Source organism: Pelagibacterium lentulum (assembly GCF_003992625.1).
Classification (GTDB): Bacteria; Pseudomonadota; Alphaproteobacteria; order Rhizobiales; family Devosiaceae; genus Pelagibacterium; species Pelagibacterium lentulum.
This window is the reverse complement of sequence record NZ_RZMW01000041.1, coordinates 321,872-340,735: the sequence shown is the minus strand read 5'-3', so window position 1 is coordinate 340,735 and position 18,864 is coordinate 321,872. Positions and strand designations below refer to the sequence as shown.

Sequence of the window (18,864 nt, the reverse complement as noted above, 5' to 3'; positions counted from 1 at the left end):
AAGGAAAATCAGGCAGATGCTGCCAGTTGCGCCCGCATTTCCGGCGACATGACGCCCATGATGAGCGCCCAATAGGTGCCGTAGGTGTTGTTGGGCGTGGAGCGGCCGCGCCGCACAGCGATGCCGAACTGCACGTAATCGGGGTTGACCATGACCCGGTGATGGGCCGGAGAGCGCATCCATCCCTCGATAGCACTGGCAAGATTGGGCGGCCCACCCGCAAGGTTCTCGCCCGCTCCGCCCCAGAAATTCTGACGCCGCAATCGCGTGATGAAGGCCTGGCCCGATTCGGCGGTATGAGCGATGTTCCCGTTTCGCGCCATGATTTCAGCCTGTTCGTCGGCAACCCGCTGCAAGACCGGGTTATGAACGAGCTCGGGAAGGTTGTTTTCACGCCGCATCTGGTTGAGCGCGTCGCGGGCCTGGGCAGGGTAAACAGACGAGACCGGTTGCGCGTTGGCAGTGGTCATCACCATCGGCGCCGTGGCGCAGGCCGAAAGCGTTGCAACGGCTGCACTGGCGGCAAAAAGGATGAGGACTCGGCGGCGGGACAAATCGATCATAATCGTCCCTTAAAACAATTTCGCGTCTCGGGAAATTGTCAATTTGTCCCCGATGACCTTATGTCATCGGCGACCCCGCAAAAACTGCGTTCCTGCGATGCAAAAAAGCGGCCCCTTTCGAGGCCGCCTTGCCGGTCTTGCAGATCGCAGCTTATCAGCGCATCGGCCGGTTGAAGAAGGGCACGATCATATGCTTGTCCCGGTGACTGCCGCCCATACCGGCTGCAAAATAGGCGCCGGCGGCACTTACGGCCAGCGATGCTGCAGTAAGGAAGGCAACCAGAATGGCGATCCTACGTGCCTGCTCGGCTGCATCGAGAATATCGGCCTGAACAGTTTCGGCCTGGGCAATGACGTCATCGACCCGCGCCTCGGCCTGTTCCTGGTTGAGTTCGGTCCGATTGGCCACAACACTTGCAAGATAGGCGCGGTCATCGTTGCTGACCCCATCTCCGGTGATGCCGCCGACAAGAATGCGGGTGGCTTCCATCCTGGCCGCTTCGGCATTTTCAGCGTTGGGCTGAGTGGTGCGGAACAGCATGTCGATCGTATAATCGAACGGATTTGTACCTTCGCCATTGCCATTGACTGCGGCGCCAATGGCCGCGCCTGTCGCCTGCCCGACGCCCTGGGCCAGAAAGCCGATGCCACCAAAGGCCAGGATTGCGGAAATGACAAGCCCGGTTGCCCAAACCAGAAGACCATGGATGCCATCGCGCACATCAACCTCATGTTCGTTGGAATCGAAATGGCGCCGGCGCATGCGCCCGGTCAGATAACCACCGACCATGAAGGCCGACACCTGAACCCAGACAACCCAGATCGCGATCGCAATTGCCAACCAGAACAAGGGAACGCCATCGCCGCCCAAAGGGTCGGTCAGCGTGAACCCGATTGCCGAGCCAAATGTCATAAGAACAAGAGAAATAGCGGCAGCAGCGACGGCACCGCCCAGAATTGCGGGCCAATCGACATAGGACCCCTCATTGGCAGTCGGGGCTTCATTTTGCGCTACGCCGCCGTGTGGTTCAACAGCCATGATGCGGCCTCCCTCCTTTTATCGATGGTTAAACCAGTGCTCACGCAAGACCTATAAAGGACAAGATGGCCATAACGACCACAACCAGTCCGACAAGATAAATAATGGCATTCATGATCCAGTCTCCTTGGGTTCAATAAAAGTCGACAGCGTGAAACACAGTGGGAAAAGCACAAGGATTTTCCCCGCGCAGAACTGGCTGCGAAGTGAGGTTTCAAAACTGTTCTCGAAAAGTAAGACTGTGCCTAAAGCACAAAAATCATAAGCAGGATGACAAGCGGCAACGGAATGCCGACCATCCAGAGCAAAAGGCCTTTAAACATGGATAGATGATCCTTTCCCATCACAGTCGGCAAGGCGCACCGACATTGTTTGACTGTGAGAGGAAAAGACTCTGGGCGCCGGAAAGTTCCAATTGCGGCAACATCATGCCGACCGACGCCCGGTCATTCAGATCAGGGCGACGCCCTTCTTTCAAGCGGAGCGATCTGCCAAAGGGCCGGCATCTAAAGGCGCCACCCGGTCCTGACTGATGTGACGCCCTTCCCTTGCATGCCGGCGTCCCCCGCCAATAGGCCAACAGGGGCTTTTCGAAAAGCGGTATCGGGCCTTTTAATAGTCCATCTCGTAAAAGATGCCGAGCGAAGAGTCCCCGTCGGTCCCTGTCGCTCCGCGCGCGCGCAGGTTGTCGGTGATGTCGAGATCGATCGTCACCCTCGATTGTCCCGATGCGCCGGCCTCAACGCCCAGATAGATATTGTCGTCGATATACCGGCCAGCCCTTACCGCCGCATTGCCATCGTCATCGGTAATGATGTCGAGATCGTCAAGGCCTGTGGCCTGCCGTAAGGAATTGAGCAGGGAATTGTTGCCTCCGCCCCCTGCCAACTCCGCTGCTGCAGCGGCCAATTGGGCAAGCTGGAGCGGGGAGAGTTCGCCCACTCCCCGGTTAAACAGCAAACGCGCAAGGACTTCGTCTTCGGGCAGCATGGGCTCGGACGAGAACCCGATCTGGGGGGCAGAGGCCCGGCCCGTAATCGTGACGAAAACGATGATGCCTTCGCCCGACGTGCGGGCCACAAGATCGATAAACGGATCGAGATCGCCGATCAACGTCACCATGCCGGATTCAAAATCGATCCGCTGGCCCAGAATGGACAGCCGCCCGCGAATGAGCTCGAACCCGCCCACCGGTCGCAAATCGTCGATCGGGCCAGTGATCTGCACGCTACCGCCCACCTCGGCATCGAGACCGCGCCCGCGAATGAAGATCTGGTTTGGCGCATTGATGGCGATGTTGAGTGTCAGCGGTGTTTGGGCCGTTCGCGCCGCGGTTGCCGCACGCTGGTCGATTTGTGCACGGGCAAGCGTGGCAGCGACGTCCTGCGGTGGAAAGCGGTGATCGACATCGATGACCCCACCCGGTCCGCCAACGGCGTCGGGTACCGTTATGTCGGCCCGCGCGATGTTGATCGTGCCCGACAATTGCCCGCCCGCGCCGATTGGGCCGGTCAGGTTCAGCCCGCCATTAAGCGTTGCGACGAGCAGGTTGCCATCCGCATAGCGAGCATTATTGAGCGCGATCTGGACATTGGAGGTGAAATTGGGCGCATCGAGACCCACCGTCCCCGATACAGCTATCGACCCGCCTGTTGCCAATTGCCCGGTCAGGGAACTGATCACAAGCTGGTTGGCAGACAGCGTGCCCGTGCCGGTGATCTGCTGTAACCGGATTGCGAGTTCGGGATCGATATAATCGCCACTGGCGACCGCGACCGTACCCGCAAATTGAGGGTCGTCAAGCTGGCCGGTGATCCGGGCATCGAGCGAAGCCGTGCCCGAAATCTGGGCGCCGCGATCGGCTACGAACTGGTTGGCAAGCAATAATGGGGCATTGGCCGTGACCGACAGGTCAAGCCCGCCGCCATCGAGGCCGATGGTGCCCTGCGCATTGGCGGTGAGGCCCTGCTGGCCAGTGATCTGGGCGCTTGCAAGGGTAACGGTGTTGTTGGTAAACCGGCCCTGCGCATTGACCGAGAGCGGCGCGACACCAAATTCACCGATCGCTGCTGCGTTCAGCCCCGCGCCTTGAACAGTGAACTGCACGTCGGGATCAGTTGCCGGACCGCTGATCTGGGCTGTGGCATTGACCGTACCGGCAAGCCCCAGGTCTGGCGCGATTGTGTTGGCAATGGAAAGCGGCAGCCCGGTTACATCGAGCGCGACATCGAGATTTTGTCCTGCCGTGCCGGTCGCAGTGATCCTTCCCTCCCCGACTGCCAGCTCGACGCCTGAAAATTCGACATTCTCGTCGATAACGGTCAGCGTTGTGGGCGCGACGAGGCGCGCCGAAATAGCATCCTGGGCAATCGTGAACCGATCCAGTCCGACCCGATAGCCGCCTTCGATTGGCGAAAGCGCACCGGCAAGGGCAATGTCGGCACCGGTGGCAAGCGAAGCACTGCCTTCAAATTGGGTGGTCTGCTGGCGCGATGTGGCCGTCAGCGCGAGCGTATCGATATCGATCCCGGCCGCTGAAATCCGCTCGCCTGAAACATTACCCTCAATAACCGGGACGCCCAACAGATCGTTGATCCGGGCATTGGTGCTGGCCGAACCGATTACGATATCGTCGATCCGCACATCCGCCAGCCGGGCTTCGATCTGGGCCGATTGCATGTCATTGCCGCTCGAAAGCGCGATTTGAGCATGGATCGCCCCGCTCGCATCAACCAGGGCGAGGGCAGCGGCCGTTTCGATATTGGGCGCATCGAGCGACAACTGTCCATCAATCAATCCATTGGCAAGGATCGTCAGGGCGCCGGTAAGCTGGGCGCCCGGCGCGTCAAAGCGGATCGCTTCGAGGCGCGTGCGCTCGCTTGTGACGTCAAGATCGGTGCCCAGAGCAATGCGGAAACCATCAAGAAAACCAGTGCCGGAAACCGCGCCCGAAAGCCCGTCGGCAGTGCTCGTTCCTTCAAATCCGATCACCGCTTCGCTCAAGCTGCGATCGGCAAGCCGGGCCTGAGGAATGGTGATCTGCGAATCGAGATGGAGCGTGCCTTCGCTGCCAAGCGCTGTACCCGACGCTGAAAGCGCCCCGCTCATTTGCGTGTCGATCAGACCCAGATCGGCAAGCGCAAGATCGAAACGGAAATCGGCGGCGCCGGTGGCGTAAATCCCGTTGGCCATCAGTTCGATCTGCTGGTTGGAAATCGAAAAGCCGGTCGCTTCCAGCCCGTTCTCGGTCCGTGCGACCCGGCCTTCAAGCCGGGCCGTGCCTTCAAGCAGACGGTCGGCAATGTCATCGTTTATGGCAAGATTGTCTGCCGACCCGTCAAGTACGACGTCGAAACCGCCGGTCAGGGGCGAGACAATACCCGTTGCCAGAAGCGAAATGGCGCCTGAAAGATCGCGCCCTGCAAGGCCGGAGAAAGGTGCAAGGGACCCCGTTTGCAGCGCAATGTCACCGTCAAAGATGTTGTCCGCGATCTGGCCTGAAACATCGAGGCTAAGTGCCTGTCCGAGTATGCGAAGCTGGGCCAGCTGGATCGGTTCGCCCGCTTGCCAGAGCCCGGCAACGCCCAGCCCGATTGAAGTGCCAAGCGCTTGTGCGATTTCGTCAGAGGCAGCATCGACGCCATCGAGCGTACCATCGGCATTGAACGTGATCCGGCGTGTGGCAGGATCATCGAGATTGGCGGCAATGCCCGACGCATTGATCGCCAACCGTTCGGCGGAAAATTCCGGTGTCGAGAAATTGAGCGCCTGGACCGAACCGGTCCAGTCCTCGCTGCCTTGCTGCCCGTATTGCACATCAAAGCGCGCCCGCTCGATGCGGGTGGAGGCGCCAGGCACGGGCAAAATCACGGTTTCCCCCGCCCGGTCGCTGATTTCACCTGCAAGCGAAAGCCGGTTCAAAAAGCCGTCGCTTGTGGTGCTGGCGCTGGCATTGAGCGAAAGCTGTCCGCCCGAAAGCGTAAGATCGGCAAGCTCGAACCCGCCTTCGTTGCGCAACAGCAATGCGACTGCGAGGGCGGTGTTCTCACCGAAAAAATCGCGATAGACAGACGGCAGGATTGTCGCGATCGGGCCGCCAAGATCGGCGCCGATCGCAAGACCTGCGCTCGTTTCATTCAGTGTGCCCTGGCCGGTAAGGATGCGATTGCCGTCAGCGTCGAGTAACAGGTCGATACCAAGATCGTCTATAAGGCCCGCACCCGACAGTCCCAGCGCGATTTCCGGCCGCCCCTCAATATTGAGAAGATTGGCAACGATCCCGTCTTCGGGTTCGATCAATTCCAGATTGAGATCGATCTCGCGAGTCTCATTGGAGTAGATCAACCCCAGATCGAGCGTGCCGCCCGGCCCGTCGAGCCGTTCGATTTCCAGATTGGCGTCGATGGCCCCGCCATCAAGCACCATCGAACCGGCGATGGAGATTTCAGAACCAAGCCCGAACACTTGTTCACCAAACGAGACGTTAGGAACCGAAAGGCTTTCCAGAATAACGGCGACGGGTAATTCGGGAACCTGAAAGCCTCCGGCTTCAGGCGAGGCCGGTACCGGCGGCTCTGTGGAAATCGGATTGCGGATATAGGCGATGGAATCGGCCGCAAGCGAGCGGATTTCCAGCCGCCCGAAAATCAGGGCGCCCTGATTCCAGTTGATCTGAGCATTTTCAATGACCAGCCAGATGCCCTCGGTATCGGAAATTGTGATCTGTCCGATCGAGGCATTGGACGACAGCGCGCCTTCGATACGTGTCAGCCGGATCTGCCGGTCGGGGGTCGAAATCTGGTCTTCGACAAAGCCGACAAGCCGCGAGCGCTGCTCTTCCTCGTTGAGCGTGGCCGCGCGGGCAAGCGTTTCCATAAGGCTCTCGCCCGCATTCTCCTGTGCGGCAACAGGGGCGGCTGCGACAATGAAAAGCCCGAAGATTATGGCAGTAAGGCGTCTCAAAACGCTTGTCCTATTCCTACATAAAGGGCGTAGTCGCCGTCATCGTCCCGCTTGTTGAGCGGCACGGCTACGTCAAGCCGCAACGGTCCCAGAACCGTATAATAGCGCAGCCCGATACCAGCACCGAGCCGTAGGTCTTCAAGATCAGGGAAGGTATCGGCAGCGACATACCCGCCATCGATAAAGCCCACGGCACCGAACGTCTCGTTGATCCGCACCCGCGCTTCTGCCGAGGCTTCGAGCAGGTAAAGGCCCCCCGTTATCCCGCCCATACCGTCATCGACACCGATGGAACGGAAACCATAGCCGCGCACCGAACCGCCGCCGCCGGCAAAAAACAGCATGGATGGCGGAATATCGGAAAGCGCTGGGCCGGCCACGGCCCCTGCCTTGACGCGAGCCGCGAGCACGACGTTATTGTCTTCGCCAAAACCGAAATAGGTACGCCCCTCAAGGGTCGCGCGGACAATGGCATTACTATATTCGAATTCGTAAACCGGATCGATCGAGCCAGATAGGAAAAAGCCTTCGGTCGGATCGAGTTGGGAATCGCGAGTATCGAAACTTGCCGAGCCATAAAGCCCGGCGGTCGTGAAGTTGCGTTCGCCGAATTGGTCGTCGACGAAGTAGGAATGTTCGGCCCTAAAACCGCCTTCGGTGGTGATCGTGTCAGTGAAAAGATGGCTCAGCCCGATCTGGCCGCCGATTGTCGTTTCCTCATAAAGCGGCAGTACCGAGCGTTGCCCATAGACCCGCGCGATCAAATCGGTGTCTGGAGTCAAAATGCCGGGTTTAGTGAAGGTGCCGCCAAAGGCATAGTCAAATTCCTCGGTCTCGACCGGAAAGCCGATACCGGCAACTTTGGCATCGACCCGCAGCCTTTCGGCCTGGCCGAAAAGATTGCGGTGCAGCCAGAAGCCCTCAACGCCTAGCCCGTCAAGGGTTGAAAGCGTGGCGCCGACGCCAAAGCGGCGCAGGGCCTGTTCCTGGACAAAGATCGTATAGGGCAGCGTGCCATCGGCACGCACCGCCTCGGCCTGCTCTAGCCGCAGGGACCGGAAAACGTCGAGCCGGGCCAATCTGCTGCGCGCCAGCGCAATGTCGTCGGGATGATATTGTTGGCCCGGCTGCAATCCGGTCTGCCGGACGATGAAATCGGGGTCCATATTCTGGGCGCCCGAAACCCCTATATCGCCGATCACTGCATAAGCACCGGGATCGATGGCAATGGTCACGTCAAGCGCATTGGTGCGATGGTCGGCCACGACATCGCGCCGGGCCACCTGCGCCTTGGGATAGCCGCGCCGCCGCCAGTCCTCGATAAGGGCCTGCTCGGCGCGGGTGATAACGGTTGCCCGCGCCACAAAACCGGGCTGGAAGCCAAGATCTTCAAGGTCAGCCATTCGATCATCGGTCGGGTCTGCGGGCGCGCGATTGGCAACATCAAGAGCGCCAAATCTGAATTGCGGACCGGGATTGACCATAACGGCAATATTGGCTGGCTCGGGAAGGTTCGTGTCCGGCGCCAGCGTACTCGCTTCGCGGCCCTCGACACGGATCGACACCGATCCGCCATAATAGCCCTGATTGTAAAGCGCCGCGATCAAGCGGCCGTAGTCGCCGCGAGCCTTGGCCAAAAGCCCTGGAACTCCCGATGCTGGCGCTTCCCTGTCACCCCAAAGGTTGGATGCCGACCGCAAAGCGGTGTCGAGCTGCTCGTCGGCGGCGGTTTCAAAACTGAGATTATAGGTGCGCGGATCGGCTATGATCGCTTCGGCGTCTTCCTGGGCGCTGCCACCGAAAAACTGAATGCCGAAAAGCTCGAACCCGGCGACTGGTGTGGCAAGAAGGCAAAGCGCTACGCCTGCCAGCAGATTTCGGGTTTTGAGCAACACGGTCGGTACGCAGTCCCTTACTCAATCCATCCGGTTGGCCCCATCGCAAAGCGCAAACTTGCTATCACGATGACCGGCCCGCCATGGAACGGGGCCGACACAATCACTTAATCGCCGCCATTTTGATAAAATGCTACCACAGAGTCAGAAATCGGGCACCCCCGCCCTTATAAATTTTCCGGGCGGGCAGGCGGGACAAAGCCGTCATCTCCCGCGGCAAGGGCCGAGCGGGCGATGACTGCATCGAGCCCGTCGAGCATCGAAAAGGTTGCCTCGAAAATATCGCCCTCGATACGTGCCAGTCCGGTCTGCGGGGCGGCAAAATAGGCAGAGGCCATCTCCAGGCCAAAACCCAATTCACCAATAAGATCAGGGGCTTGGTTGAATTCCTCGACCGCCATGGCTGAAAGGACGGGCTCAGCCTCGGGCGCAGGTTCTGCGGCTCGGGCAATGGCCGCAAGCCCGGAATGGTTGGCCTCGGGGGCATTGAGATTCTGCGGTCGCTGGGGCGGAAGAAATCCGAGCGCTGCAACAACGACAGGTTCTGCTTGAGCGGGTATTTCTGGCTCTGGCTGTGGTGCATGGGCAACAGAGGCTACAACCGGTGCGGTAAATTGTTCGCCGACCGGTAAAGGAGGCGGCGGCGGAGGTGGTGAAGCGACCGCGACCATGCTTGCGCCGCCCTGCGTGGGCGGGGTCGGAGCCACCGGCGTTCTGGGACCTGGGCGCAGGCCGGTTTCTTCCAGAAGGCCCTTGTCGCGCGCATGATAATAATAGCCGGCAGCATAATGGCGGACGGCCCGATCATGATTGCCTCCGGCGACCAAATAGGCGCCGCGCAGATACTTGACCGCATAGATCAGATTGGTTTCCGGATCGAGCAGATCCTCGGGCTTGCCGGTAAAGCCCATTGTACGGGCTGTGGCAGGCAGAATCTGCATCAAGCCCCAATATGGTCCATTGCGCGCGCGCGGATTGAACGTGCTTTCACGCTGAACGACGCGGCGCACCAACTCGACCGGGACGTCGTAATATTGCGCATAATACTGGATTAGCAGTTCGATATAGGCACGTTCGTCGCCTGCCTTGGCCACAGGCGCACTCATCCCCAGCACGATAGCGGCAAAGATGGCCATTAGCCGTTTTGCAATCATGGCTTTTGCGCTCCAGAGAAGGGCAATGACGACCAGCCCATTGAGTCGTCCCTCACAGCTACGTGATAATTGGCCCAAGGGATATGGCAAAAAAACGGCCAAATGCCGTCTTTTTGTTGCTGTTGGCGCGTGGTAAGTCATTTTCCATGATCGCGCCAGCCCTCAATCCGATGCCTAAGAGTTTCGTTTATAATCCGCCAACCGATCCGTGGCTGACGATTCTGCATGATGATCAAGACATTATCGTGCTCGACAAACCCTCGGGCCTGCTCAGTGTGCCGGGCAAGGACCCGGCGCTTGCCGATAGCCTTCAGACCCGCGTTCTGGCGCGGTTTCCCGGCGCCGGGACCATCCATCGGCTCGACAAGGATACCTCGGGCCTGATCGTCATGGCCAAACACAAGGCGGCCCATGGCCATATCGGCACCCAGTTTGAAAAGCGACTGACCGCGAAAACCTATTATGCCCGCGTCTGGGGCGAAATGGATCGGGCGGAGGGGGTTGTCGATCTGCCGCTGGCAACCGATTGGGAAAACAAGCCCCGCCAGCGCGTCGATTACCACCGTGGCCGCCCCTCGCAAAGCCGCTGGCAGGTGATCGGGATTGAAAATGGCGTAACACGGCTCAAGTTGACCCCGATTACCGGGCGCACGCACCAATTGCGCGTCCATATGTGCGAAATCGGGCACCCGATTCTGGGGGACGAATTTTATGCCACTGGCGATGCGCTGAAGGCAGCGGACAGATTGCAGCTTCACGCAGGCGAGCTGACTTTCCGCCATCCAACCGGCGGGGAATACGTGACTTTTGTGGCGCCGGTGCCGTTTTAAAGCTGCTTTGAGGTTCGTGCCTCAAGTGCCCGACTAGCGTACATCAACTTTCACAGAGCCCGCCAAAGCCCGATGCGTTAATGTAGCTTTGAGGGAAATTCTAAGCCTTGCCAGCTTTTTCCGCGGGCCCGATCAGCGCTTTGGTAAAGGTAAGCAAAAGCCCATCAATGGATGGATTGTGAGGGTCGCTGCCCTGAAGTGCAAATCCCGACCAGAGCGCAGAAAATCCAATCGCCATTTCCCGCGGTGATACTTTGGCGGCAAGATTGTGGCGTTCCAACAGTTGGGCCAACCCTTCCGCAACGACCGCATGCTGGTCGGTACGCAACCGGCTATAGGTTTTTGCAAAAGCGACATCGCGATGCGCCTGCATCTGCAATTCCAGCGTCAGCATGGTGGCTTCGGGTTGCGCCTTTATTGATTTGAGCCAGTCAGCCAGCAGTGACAGCGCATCCTCAAGATCGAGATCCTCCTGTGCGATGATCTTCTCGAAAGTAGAGAGCGATGTCTGCATATGAGCGATCATCACCGCTTCAAGCATCGCGTTGCGGTTTTCAAAATGCGCGTAGAAAGCGCCTTGGGTAAAGCCGGCCTGCTCACAGATTCGCCTTATGGAAATAGCCGGGATCCCATGTTCGACGATCTCTGCCCGTGCGGCCTGGAGCAGGGCCTCTCGGGTCTGTCGCTTTTTGTCTTCCCGATTCATAGGTGTCATTTCGCCTGTCTGACTGCATGATCACTTACAGTCGTTGACTTTCACATATCAACTGATATTTATATATCACTCGATATATATTTTTGTAAGTGCCGCTTGGCACAATTTCATGGGTTGAAAGATGAAAACGCGTTTGCTGCCTGTTTTGGTCCTTCTTGCGCTTGTGAGCCTTGCCGGTTTTGCACTCTGGTCTGCCCAGGCGCCGCAGCCCCTTATCGTTCAGGGCGAAGTGGAGGCAACCCGCGTCGATATCGCGCCGCGCGCGGCCGGTCAGGTCAAGGCCATTCACGTGGATATGGGCCAAAGGGTGGAGCCGGGCGATCTTCTGGTTGAACTTGATAGTCCGCAACTGCTTGCGGGCCTGCAGGCTGCCCAGGCCCAATTGGCCGTGGCCCAGGCGGATCGAAACCGTATCCACTCAACCAGACCCGAAGCCATTGCCGCGCGCCGCGCTGAATATGAAAAAGCGCAGGCCGATCTTGTGTTGGCCCAGGCGACCTATGAGCGCCTTTCGGCCCTGACCGAGCGTTCGGTGGCTTCCCAACAGCAACTGGAAAATGCACAGAATTCGTTGACCGCTGCTCAGGCCGGCGTGGAAGCGACCGAGGCCAATCTGGCGCTGGCAACCAATGGCGCCAGCCCCCAAGAGCGGGCCGTTGCCGACGCGCAGGTCGAGCAGGCCCAGGCTGCCGTTCACCAGATCGAAACCGATATGGCGGAGCTGACCGTTTACGCGCCCATCGGCGGCGAGATAACCAGCCGGGTAGCCGAAATTGGCGGGCTGGCGGGAGCAGGGGCACCGCTGCTTTCCATTATCAATCTCGATGACGCCTGGATGACGTTTAATGTGCGCGAAGACCTTCTCGATGGGTTGGCCATTGGCGATGAATTTAACGTCCGGCTTCCTGCATTGAACGATAGGGTTTTGGCAGCAAGGGTTACAGCCATCGATGTCTTGGGCTCTTACGCCAATTGGCGCGCCACCAAGGCTACGGGCGATTTCGACCTGCGTACCTTTGAGGTTCGCGCCCGGCCCGTCGAGCATATCGACGGCTTGCGTCCCGGCATGAGCGCAATTGTCGAGTGGTGATATGACCGAGCCGGTGCAAAAGCAGCGCAAAGGGCCCGCGCCCGGATTTATGCTGGTGTTTCGCCGCGAAGTGCGCCGCATCATGCGCCGTCCCGGACTGCTTTTCCTGGTTCTGGTCTTTCCGCTTCTTGTTTTCTTCTGCCTTGCGGCCATTTTTCGTGGCGGGGTGCCGGCCGATCTGCCCATCGTGGTCATCGACCATGACCGCACGACGATTTCGCGACAGATTATCAGTCAGATTGATGCCGCCCCGGAAGTTGCGGTGGCCTATCGGGTCAACGATCTGGCTTCGGCGCGCGCGCTTATTGTCGATGGCAGCGCCTATGGCGCCCTGCTCATACCGGCAAATCTCGAGCGCGATGCGCGCGCCGGTCGACAGCCCGAGATCGTCATCTTCTACAATAACCAGTTCATGACCCCCGGTTCCATTGTGGCGCGCGCGATGCAGACCGCCGCATCGACCGTTTCAAGCGCGATTGCCGTATCTGCGCGCATGGCGCATGGCGAGCTACGGCACAGGGCAATCGAAGCGGCAAATCCCATTCCCCTCCAGCAAAGCCCGCTTTTTAATCCCGGACTGGATTATATCCATTTCCTGCTTGCAGCCCTGCTGCCCGCCGCACTGCAGATATTTATCGCGGCCAGCACCGTCTATACCGTTGCGCTCGAGCGGCAGATCGCAGGCGGTCTGGGGCGGATCGAAAGGCTCGGAGGCGGTATCGCCCCGGCAATGATCGGCAAACTCCTACCCTATACCATTGCCTACACCACCATATTGCTTCTGGGCGATGCCGTTCTGGTCCATATCTACGGCACTCCGTTTATGGGCAATGGCTGGCTCTATCTGGGCGCTAGTCTGCTCTTTGTTCTGGCCTATCAATTTTCCGGTGCGCTTTTTGCCGTTCTTGCAGGCGATGTGGTGCGCGCGCTCGGGCTTGCCGGTCTTTACACCGCGCCAGCCTTCGGCTTTGCAGGCGTGAGCTTTCCGCGCGTCGCAATGAACGGCTTTGCCTATGGCTGGAGCGCCATTCTACCCTTGACCTGGTACTTGCAGATTCGCGTGGACCAGATGCTGCGCGCGGCGCCTTTGCAATCGTCGCTGCCGGCGCTGGGGTATCTTTGCGCATTGACGGCGCTGTTCGGATTTCTGCTGGTTTTGGTGCTCGTCCTTAAAAAACGCGCTGCGTCCCGGCAGGCGGATCAGGTGGTGGTGGCCGCATGAAAAGCCTTGCTCTTGAAACGCGCATGGCTCTGCGCGAGATTTTTACCAATACCGGAGCGCTGTCGATCATGGTGCTCGCGGTTTTGATCTATGGCATTTTTTATCCCCAGCCTTATCTAGGGGAAACCATCCGCGACATGCCCATCGTCGCCCTCGATCTGGACAATTCGCCGACAAGCCGCCAGTTGCGCGCTAGAATCGATGCCGCCGACACGACGATGATCGCTGCCCAGGCGCCTGACATGGCGACGGCCCGCCAGATGCTGATGGCGCGAGAGGTAACGGCAATCGTTGTGATCCCGGCCGGTTTCGAGCGGGACCTGCTTGCCGGGCGGCAAGCGCCCATCGCCGCTTATGGCGATGCCAGCTACTTCCTACCGTTCAATGCCACCATGACCGCGATCTCAACGGCGGCACGGGGGCTGGGCGCTGAAATTACCATCGGCCGCATGGCGGCATCGGGTACAAACAAAAATACTGCCATTGCCCAAAGCCAGCCTTTGGCGATCAGCGCCGTTGCGCTTTTCAATCCCCAGGGCGGATATGCAAGTTATGTCGTGCCGGCTTCGGTCATATTGATCCTGCAGCAAACGCTTTTGATGGGCATCGGCTTGCTCAATGGCGGGGCGGGGAAACTTTCGGGGCGCAGCGATCCCGGTACGGCGCTTGTTGCAAGGCTTGTTGCCTATAGTGGGCTCTATCTCGTCTGGTTCTGCTTTTATCTGTTGCTGTTGCCGGCCTTTTTCGGACTACCCAGGATCGGCGATCTCGTACCGCTTTTTGCGTTGGGCCTGCCGTTTCTGATTTCGGTTGCCATGCTTGGATTTACTATCGCCAGCCTCATGCCTTCCCGCGAGGCCGTCATCCTCACCATGGTCACAATAGGAATGCCGCTGTTTTTCCTTTCCGGCATTGCCTGGCCGTTGGAAATGCTGCCCGGCTGGCTGGTGACGCTGGCGCAATTTGTTCCGTCCACCACGGCCATTCCCGGCCTTGTTCAAGTCAACCAGATGGGCGCGGGATGGGAGGATATCGCAGACAAGGCCGCGCTGCTTTGGGGGCTGGCCGCACTTTATGGCGTCACGGCTCTGGCACTTTCGCGCCGCCCGGAAAAATTGCGGACCTGATCGCAACCGGTGCGCCACAGGCAAAGGTCTGTGGGCGGTCATCGAAACTTCAAAAAACCGTCACCTGAGTGTCGCGCTGAGCCAATATCGGCTCGCTCATGAACGCGATTTCAAACTTCGAGCACAAACCCGCCCAAAGTGCCGTGGCCCTAGAGCTCGATGGCCTGGGCAAATCCTTTGCTGAAACCAAGGCGCTCGATGGTGTTTCGCTATCCATTCCGGCGGGCCGGTTTACCGTTCTGCTCGGACCATCCGGCTGCGGAAAGTCGACGCTTTTGCGCCTGATCGCGGGGCTCGAAATGCCGACCGCTGGTACGATCCGGCTCGGGGCTGCCGATATTACCCATACCGCGCCTGCCGCGCGCAATCTGTCGATGGTGTTTCAGTCCTATGCGCTGTTCCCGCATCTGAGCGTTGCGGAAAACGTCGTATTCGGGCTTTCGGTGCGCAAGGTCGCGCGCAAGCAGCGCAACGAACGGCTCATGCGCGTTGCAACAATGATGGGGCTTGAAGCCCTGCTTGATCGTCGCCCTGGCCAGCTTTCAGGTGGTCAGCAGCAGCGTGTCGCTCTGGCCCGCGCCGTCATTTCCGAAAAGCCGGTCTGTCTGATGGATGAACCGCTTTCCAATCTCGATGCCAAACTGCGTGCCGAAATGCGTGTGGAAATCCGCGCGCTGCAAAAGCGGCTTGGATTGACCATGGTCTATGTCACCCACGACCAGGTCGAAGCCATGACCATGGCCGACCAGATTGTCGTGATGAATGGCGGCAGGATCGAACAGGTCGCAGCGCCCGATGAGCTCTATATGCGCCCGGCAACAAGCTTTTGCGCGCGCTTCATCGGCACCCCGCCCATGAATCTCTTGCCCGCAGACCTGATAGCGCAATGGGCGCACCTGCCAGGTGGATCGCTTGTCGGTGTGCGGTGCGAGGATATTGAGATCGCAAAAGAGGGGCATCCGGCGCAGATCGAAAATGTCGAATATTTCGGCGCCGATCGCCTGGTCAGCGCTCGCATTGGCGAGGCGCTTGTGACCTTGCGACAGCCCGCGCGTGAGGCTGTGCCTTCCGGCGCGGTCAAGCTCTCATGGCCCAATGCGGCCATCCACCTGTTCGGGCCAGACGGTCAACGCATGACCGCTCCCGCGCACACCAAACCAATCAAGGAAACGGTCTAAATGATCCGCATGCTCAAATCCTCTCTGCTCGGTGCCTCGGCGCTGGCTCTTTCCATGTCGGCAGCGCTTGCTGTCGATCTCGAATTCTACTTTCCCGTCGCAGTGGGCGGGGAAGCAGCCGCAACCATTGAGGCTTTGACCCAAGCCTATATGGATGAACATCCCGATATCAGCATCAACGCCATCTATACGGGAAGCTACGCCGACACCACGACTCGCGCCATTACGGCAGCGCGCGGCGGTAACGCGCCCCAGCTCGCCATTCTGCTCTCCACCGACATGTTCACCATGATCGATGAAGACGTTATCGAGGCCTGGGACGATCACCTGACTGCCGAGGAAGTCGAGGAGTGGATTGGCGGCTTTTATCCCGCTTTCATGAAAAACAGCCAGACCGAAGGCAAGACCTGGGGCATTCCCTTCCAGCGCTCGACCCCTGTGATCTACTGGAACAAAGAAGCGTTCGAGGCTGCAGGGCTCGATCCGGAAACCCCGCCAGCGACCTGGGAAGAAATGGTCGAAATGGGTAAGGCGCTGACCGTTCGCGACGATGCGGGCACTGTCACCCAATGGGGTGTCCGCGTCCCTTCCTCGGGTTTTCCGTCTTGGCTCTTTACTGGCCTTGTTGCAGCCAATGGCCATATCCTCGCCAATGAAGCTGGCACCGAAGTCTATCTCGACGATCCCGCTGTTGTCGAAGCGCTTGAATACCTGGTTTCATTGACAACCGAACATGAAATCATGGCGCCGGGCATTCTCGACTGGGGTGCAACCCCGCGTGCCTTCATGGATGGGGAAAGCGCCATCATCTGGACCACGACGGGCAATCTCACCAACATCCGCAACAACGCACCGTTCGATTTCGGCGTCGGCATGCTGCCAGCCAATCTCCAGCCCGGTGCGCCTACCGGTGGGGGCAATTTCTATCTGTTCTCGGGCCATGGCGAGGAAGAAACCCGCGCCGCAATCGACTTTGTGAAATGGGCAACCGCGCCCGAGCAGGCCGCCGAATGGTCGATCGCGACCGGTTACGTCGCACCACGTCCCGACACCTGGGAAACCGAAGCGATGCAGGCTTATGCCCAGGAGGTGCCGGGCGCGGTTGTCGCCCGCGACCAGCTCGAATATGCGGTTGCAGAGTTTTCAACCTTTGAAGGTCCGCGCGTAACCCAGATCTTCAACGACAATATCGCGGCCGCCATTGTAGGCGATAAAACCCCGGCCCAGGCAATGGCTGACGCTCAGCGCGAAGCTGACGCCATTCTGGCCGCCTACCGCTAAAGCCAGCATTGGGGCGGCCGGTTTGCCGGTCGCCTCTTTCGTTTTTCGATTGGCCACCCGATGATCAAACGTGAATGGATCTACGCCTGGTTGCTATTGTTGCCAGCGCTTGTGCTGCTGTTCGGCTTTACCCATCTGCCTGCAATCCAGACCCTGATCGACAGTTTCTGGTCGACCCCGCGTGGGCGCCGCCCATCGGTCTTTATCGGGCTGGGCAATTATGAGCGCCTTTTTGCCGATCCGATCTTTATTCGGGCCATGGTCAACAATGCGATTTATGCAGCCATAACCATTCCCGCCTCAATCGCTCTTGCGCTTGTCATGGCGCTTTTCGTGCACCGTCGCATTGCCGGGCTGAGCTTTTTGCGCATGGCCTATTTCACCCCCACCGTATTGCCGCTGATCGCGGTCGCCAATATCTGGCTTTTCTTCTATTTGCCCGGCTTTGGTCTGTTCGATCAGGTGCGCGCGCTTTTCGGATTTGGGCCTGTCAATTGGGTCGGTCAGCCTTCAACTGCGCTCTATGCGGTTACTGCCGTCAGCATCTGGAACCAGGCGGGGCTTTTCATGATCTTTTATCTGGCCGCGCTGCAAACCATTCCGCCCAGCCTGCGTGAAGCGGCCGCACTGGAAGGCACATCGCCCTGGACGTTTTTCCGGCGCGTGACCTGGCCGCTCATCATGCCCACGACCTTGTTCGTCTCGGTCAATGCAACGATCAACGCCTTCCGCATGGTCGACCATATTTTCGTCATGACCCAAGGGGGGCCCAACAACGCCTCCATGCTGTTGCTCTATTACATATACGATCAAGGCTTCCGCTATTGGGATACCGGCTATGCCGCGACCTTGACCGTGGTGATGGTGGCCATTCTGGCGCTTGTGGGCATCGGTCAGTTCTTCGTGCTGGACCGCCGGGTGCATTACAGATGAGTGCGGGTACTTTTGAGAACGCCGCGCCCCTTTCGGCACCCGCATCCGCCAATGGCCTGCGGTTCGATCGCATTCTATTTGTCTGTGGCGCTTGGCTTTTGGCGCTCATCTGGATATTGCCGCTGGCCTATGCCATCTGGACGGCGTTCCATCCGCCCGCCTATGAAACCCGGTTCGATCTGTTTGCGCCGCTGACGCTGGATAATTTCGTCCGAGTCTGGCATGCAGCGCCCTTCGCGCGCTATTTTCTCAACACCATCGCCCTGGTCACGATGGTGCTCAATGCCCAGCTTGTGCTGTGCACACTTGCCGCCTTCGCCTTTGCGCGGCTCGAATTTCCCGGCAAGAACGTGTTGTTTGCGCTGGTCCTGCTGCAATTGATGGTGATGCCCGACATCCTGCTGGTGCGCAATTACGCGACCATGAGCGCGCTCGGGCTGGTCGATACGATCCTTGCCATCGGGCTTCCCTATTTTGCGTCGGGCTTTGCCATCTTTCTATTGCGCCAGACCTTCAAGACCGTGCCAAAAGAACTGGACGAGGCTGCTCGCGTCGAGGGCTGCAGTCTGCTGGGTCTGCTGTGGCGCGTTTATGTGCCTTTGGCAAAGCCGACAATGCTCGCTTTCGGGCTGGTTTCGGTGTCCCATCACTGGAACAATTTCATCTGGCCGCTGATCATCACCTCCTCGGTTGAAACCCGCCCGCTGACGGTAGGGCTTTCGATTTTTGCCACCACCGATAGCGGCACAGAATGGTCGGTCATCAATGCCGCGACCCTTCTCACATCGGCGCCGCTGCTGATCGGCTTTCTGCTGTTTCAGCGCCAGTTCGTTCAAAGCTTTATGCGCGCCGGAATCAAATAATAAAGGATAGGA

13 protein-coding genes and 2 pseudogenes are annotated in these 18,864 nt (G+C 59.0%); 9 read left to right on the top strand and 6 right to left on the bottom strand.

Features of this window, described 5'->3' with window-relative positions:
• Positions 1–8: 8 nt before the first annotated feature.
• The 5 genes and pseudogenes from EO133_RS15220 to EO133_RS20585 form a co-directional block, all read right to left on the bottom strand.
• Entirely contained in the window at positions 9–563 is a 555-nt protein-coding gene (locus tag EO133_RS15220; RefSeq protein ID WP_127073489.1) for a CAP domain-containing protein, read from the bottom strand.
• Positions 564–717: 154 nt separating this feature from the next.
• Positions 718–1,602 (bottom strand): hypothetical protein, encoded by an 885-nt coding sequence (locus EO133_RS15215; RefSeq protein ID WP_127073488.1) that lies wholly within the window; start codon positions 1,600–1,602, stop codon positions 718–720.
• 612 nt (positions 1,603–2,214) lie between these two features.
• Positions 2,215–6,564 (bottom strand): translocation/assembly module TamB domain-containing protein, encoded by a 4,350-nt coding sequence (locus EO133_RS15210; RefSeq protein ID WP_127073487.1) that lies wholly within the window; start codon positions 6,562–6,564, stop codon positions 2,215–2,217.
• The gene (locus tag EO133_RS15205; protein WP_244640582.1) at positions 6,561–8,459 is read right to left on the bottom strand and encodes an autotransporter assembly complex protein TamA; all 1,899 of its coding nucleotides are present in this window, start codon (positions 8,457–8,459) and stop codon (positions 6,561–6,563) included. The genes EO133_RS15210 and EO133_RS15205 overlap by 4 nt, the downstream gene beginning before the upstream one ends.
• Before the next feature lie 718 nt (positions 8,460–9,177).
• Positions 9,178–9,496: pseudogene (locus tag EO133_RS20585) on the bottom strand (transglycosylase SLT domain-containing protein); the annotation flags it as partial.
• Between the two features lie 263 nt (positions 9,497–9,759).
• On the opposite strand from EO133_RS20585, the gene EO133_RS15195 reads away from it, so the two are divergent.
• Positions 9,760–10,443 (top strand): pseudouridine synthase, encoded by a 684-nt coding sequence (locus EO133_RS15195; protein WP_206513527.1) that lies wholly within the window; start codon positions 9,760–9,762, stop codon positions 10,441–10,443.
• Positions 10,444–10,543: 100 nt separating this feature from the next.
• Here EO133_RS15195 and EO133_RS15190 read toward each other — a convergent pair whose 3' ends face one another.
• The gene (locus tag EO133_RS15190) at positions 10,544–11,149 is read right to left on the bottom strand and encodes a TetR/AcrR family transcriptional regulator (RefSeq protein WP_164735036.1); all 606 of its coding nucleotides are present in this window, start codon (positions 11,147–11,149) and stop codon (positions 10,544–10,546) included.
• A gap of 130 nt (positions 11,150–11,279) precedes the next feature.
• On the opposite strand from EO133_RS15190, the gene EO133_RS15185 reads away from it, so the two are divergent.
• The 8 genes and pseudogenes from EO133_RS15185 (at position 11,280) to EO133_RS15155 (ending at position 18,852) form a co-directional block, all read left to right on the top strand.
• Positions 11,280–12,248 carry an HlyD family secretion protein gene (locus EO133_RS15185; RefSeq protein WP_127073484.1) on the top strand — a complete coding sequence of 323 codons (969 nt, stop codon included), beginning with the start codon at positions 11,280–11,282 and terminating at the stop codon, positions 12,246–12,248.
• 1 nt (position 12,249) lies between these two features.
• A complete protein-coding gene (locus EO133_RS15180; protein ID WP_127073483.1) occupies positions 12,250–13,470 on the top strand; it encodes an ABC transporter permease in 1,221 nt (406 codons plus the stop codon).
• Positions 13,467–14,597 (top strand): ABC transporter permease, encoded by a 1,131-nt coding sequence (locus EO133_RS15175; RefSeq protein ID WP_127073482.1) that lies wholly within the window; start codon positions 13,467–13,469, stop codon positions 14,595–14,597. The genes EO133_RS15180 and EO133_RS15175 overlap by 4 nt, the downstream gene beginning before the upstream one ends.
• Before the next feature lie 224 nt (positions 14,598–14,821).
• Positions 14,822–15,160 (top strand): annotated as a pseudogene (locus EO133_RS20860) (ATP-binding cassette domain-containing protein); the annotation flags it as partial.
• 45 nt (positions 15,161–15,205) lie between these two features.
• Positions 15,206–15,775 carry an ABC transporter ATP-binding protein gene (locus tag EO133_RS20855; RefSeq protein ID WP_428372665.1) on the top strand — a complete coding sequence of 190 codons (570 nt, stop codon included), beginning with the start codon at positions 15,206–15,208 and terminating at the stop codon, positions 15,773–15,775.
• The gene (locus EO133_RS15165) at positions 15,776–17,056 is read left to right on the top strand and encodes an ABC transporter substrate-binding protein (protein WP_127073480.1); all 1,281 of its coding nucleotides are present in this window, start codon (positions 15,776–15,778) and stop codon (positions 17,054–17,056) included.
• Positions 17,057–17,116: 60 nt separating this feature from the next.
• Entirely contained in the window at positions 17,117–17,989 is an 873-nt protein-coding gene (locus EO133_RS15160) for a carbohydrate ABC transporter permease (RefSeq protein WP_127073479.1), read from the top strand.
• On the top strand, positions 17,986–18,852 hold the full coding sequence (locus EO133_RS15155) for a carbohydrate ABC transporter permease (protein ID WP_127073478.1): 867 nt from the start codon (positions 17,986–17,988) through the stop codon (positions 18,850–18,852). Before EO133_RS15160 ends, EO133_RS15155 begins: the two co-directional genes overlap by 4 nt.
• Positions 18,853–18,864 lie beyond the last annotated feature (12 nt).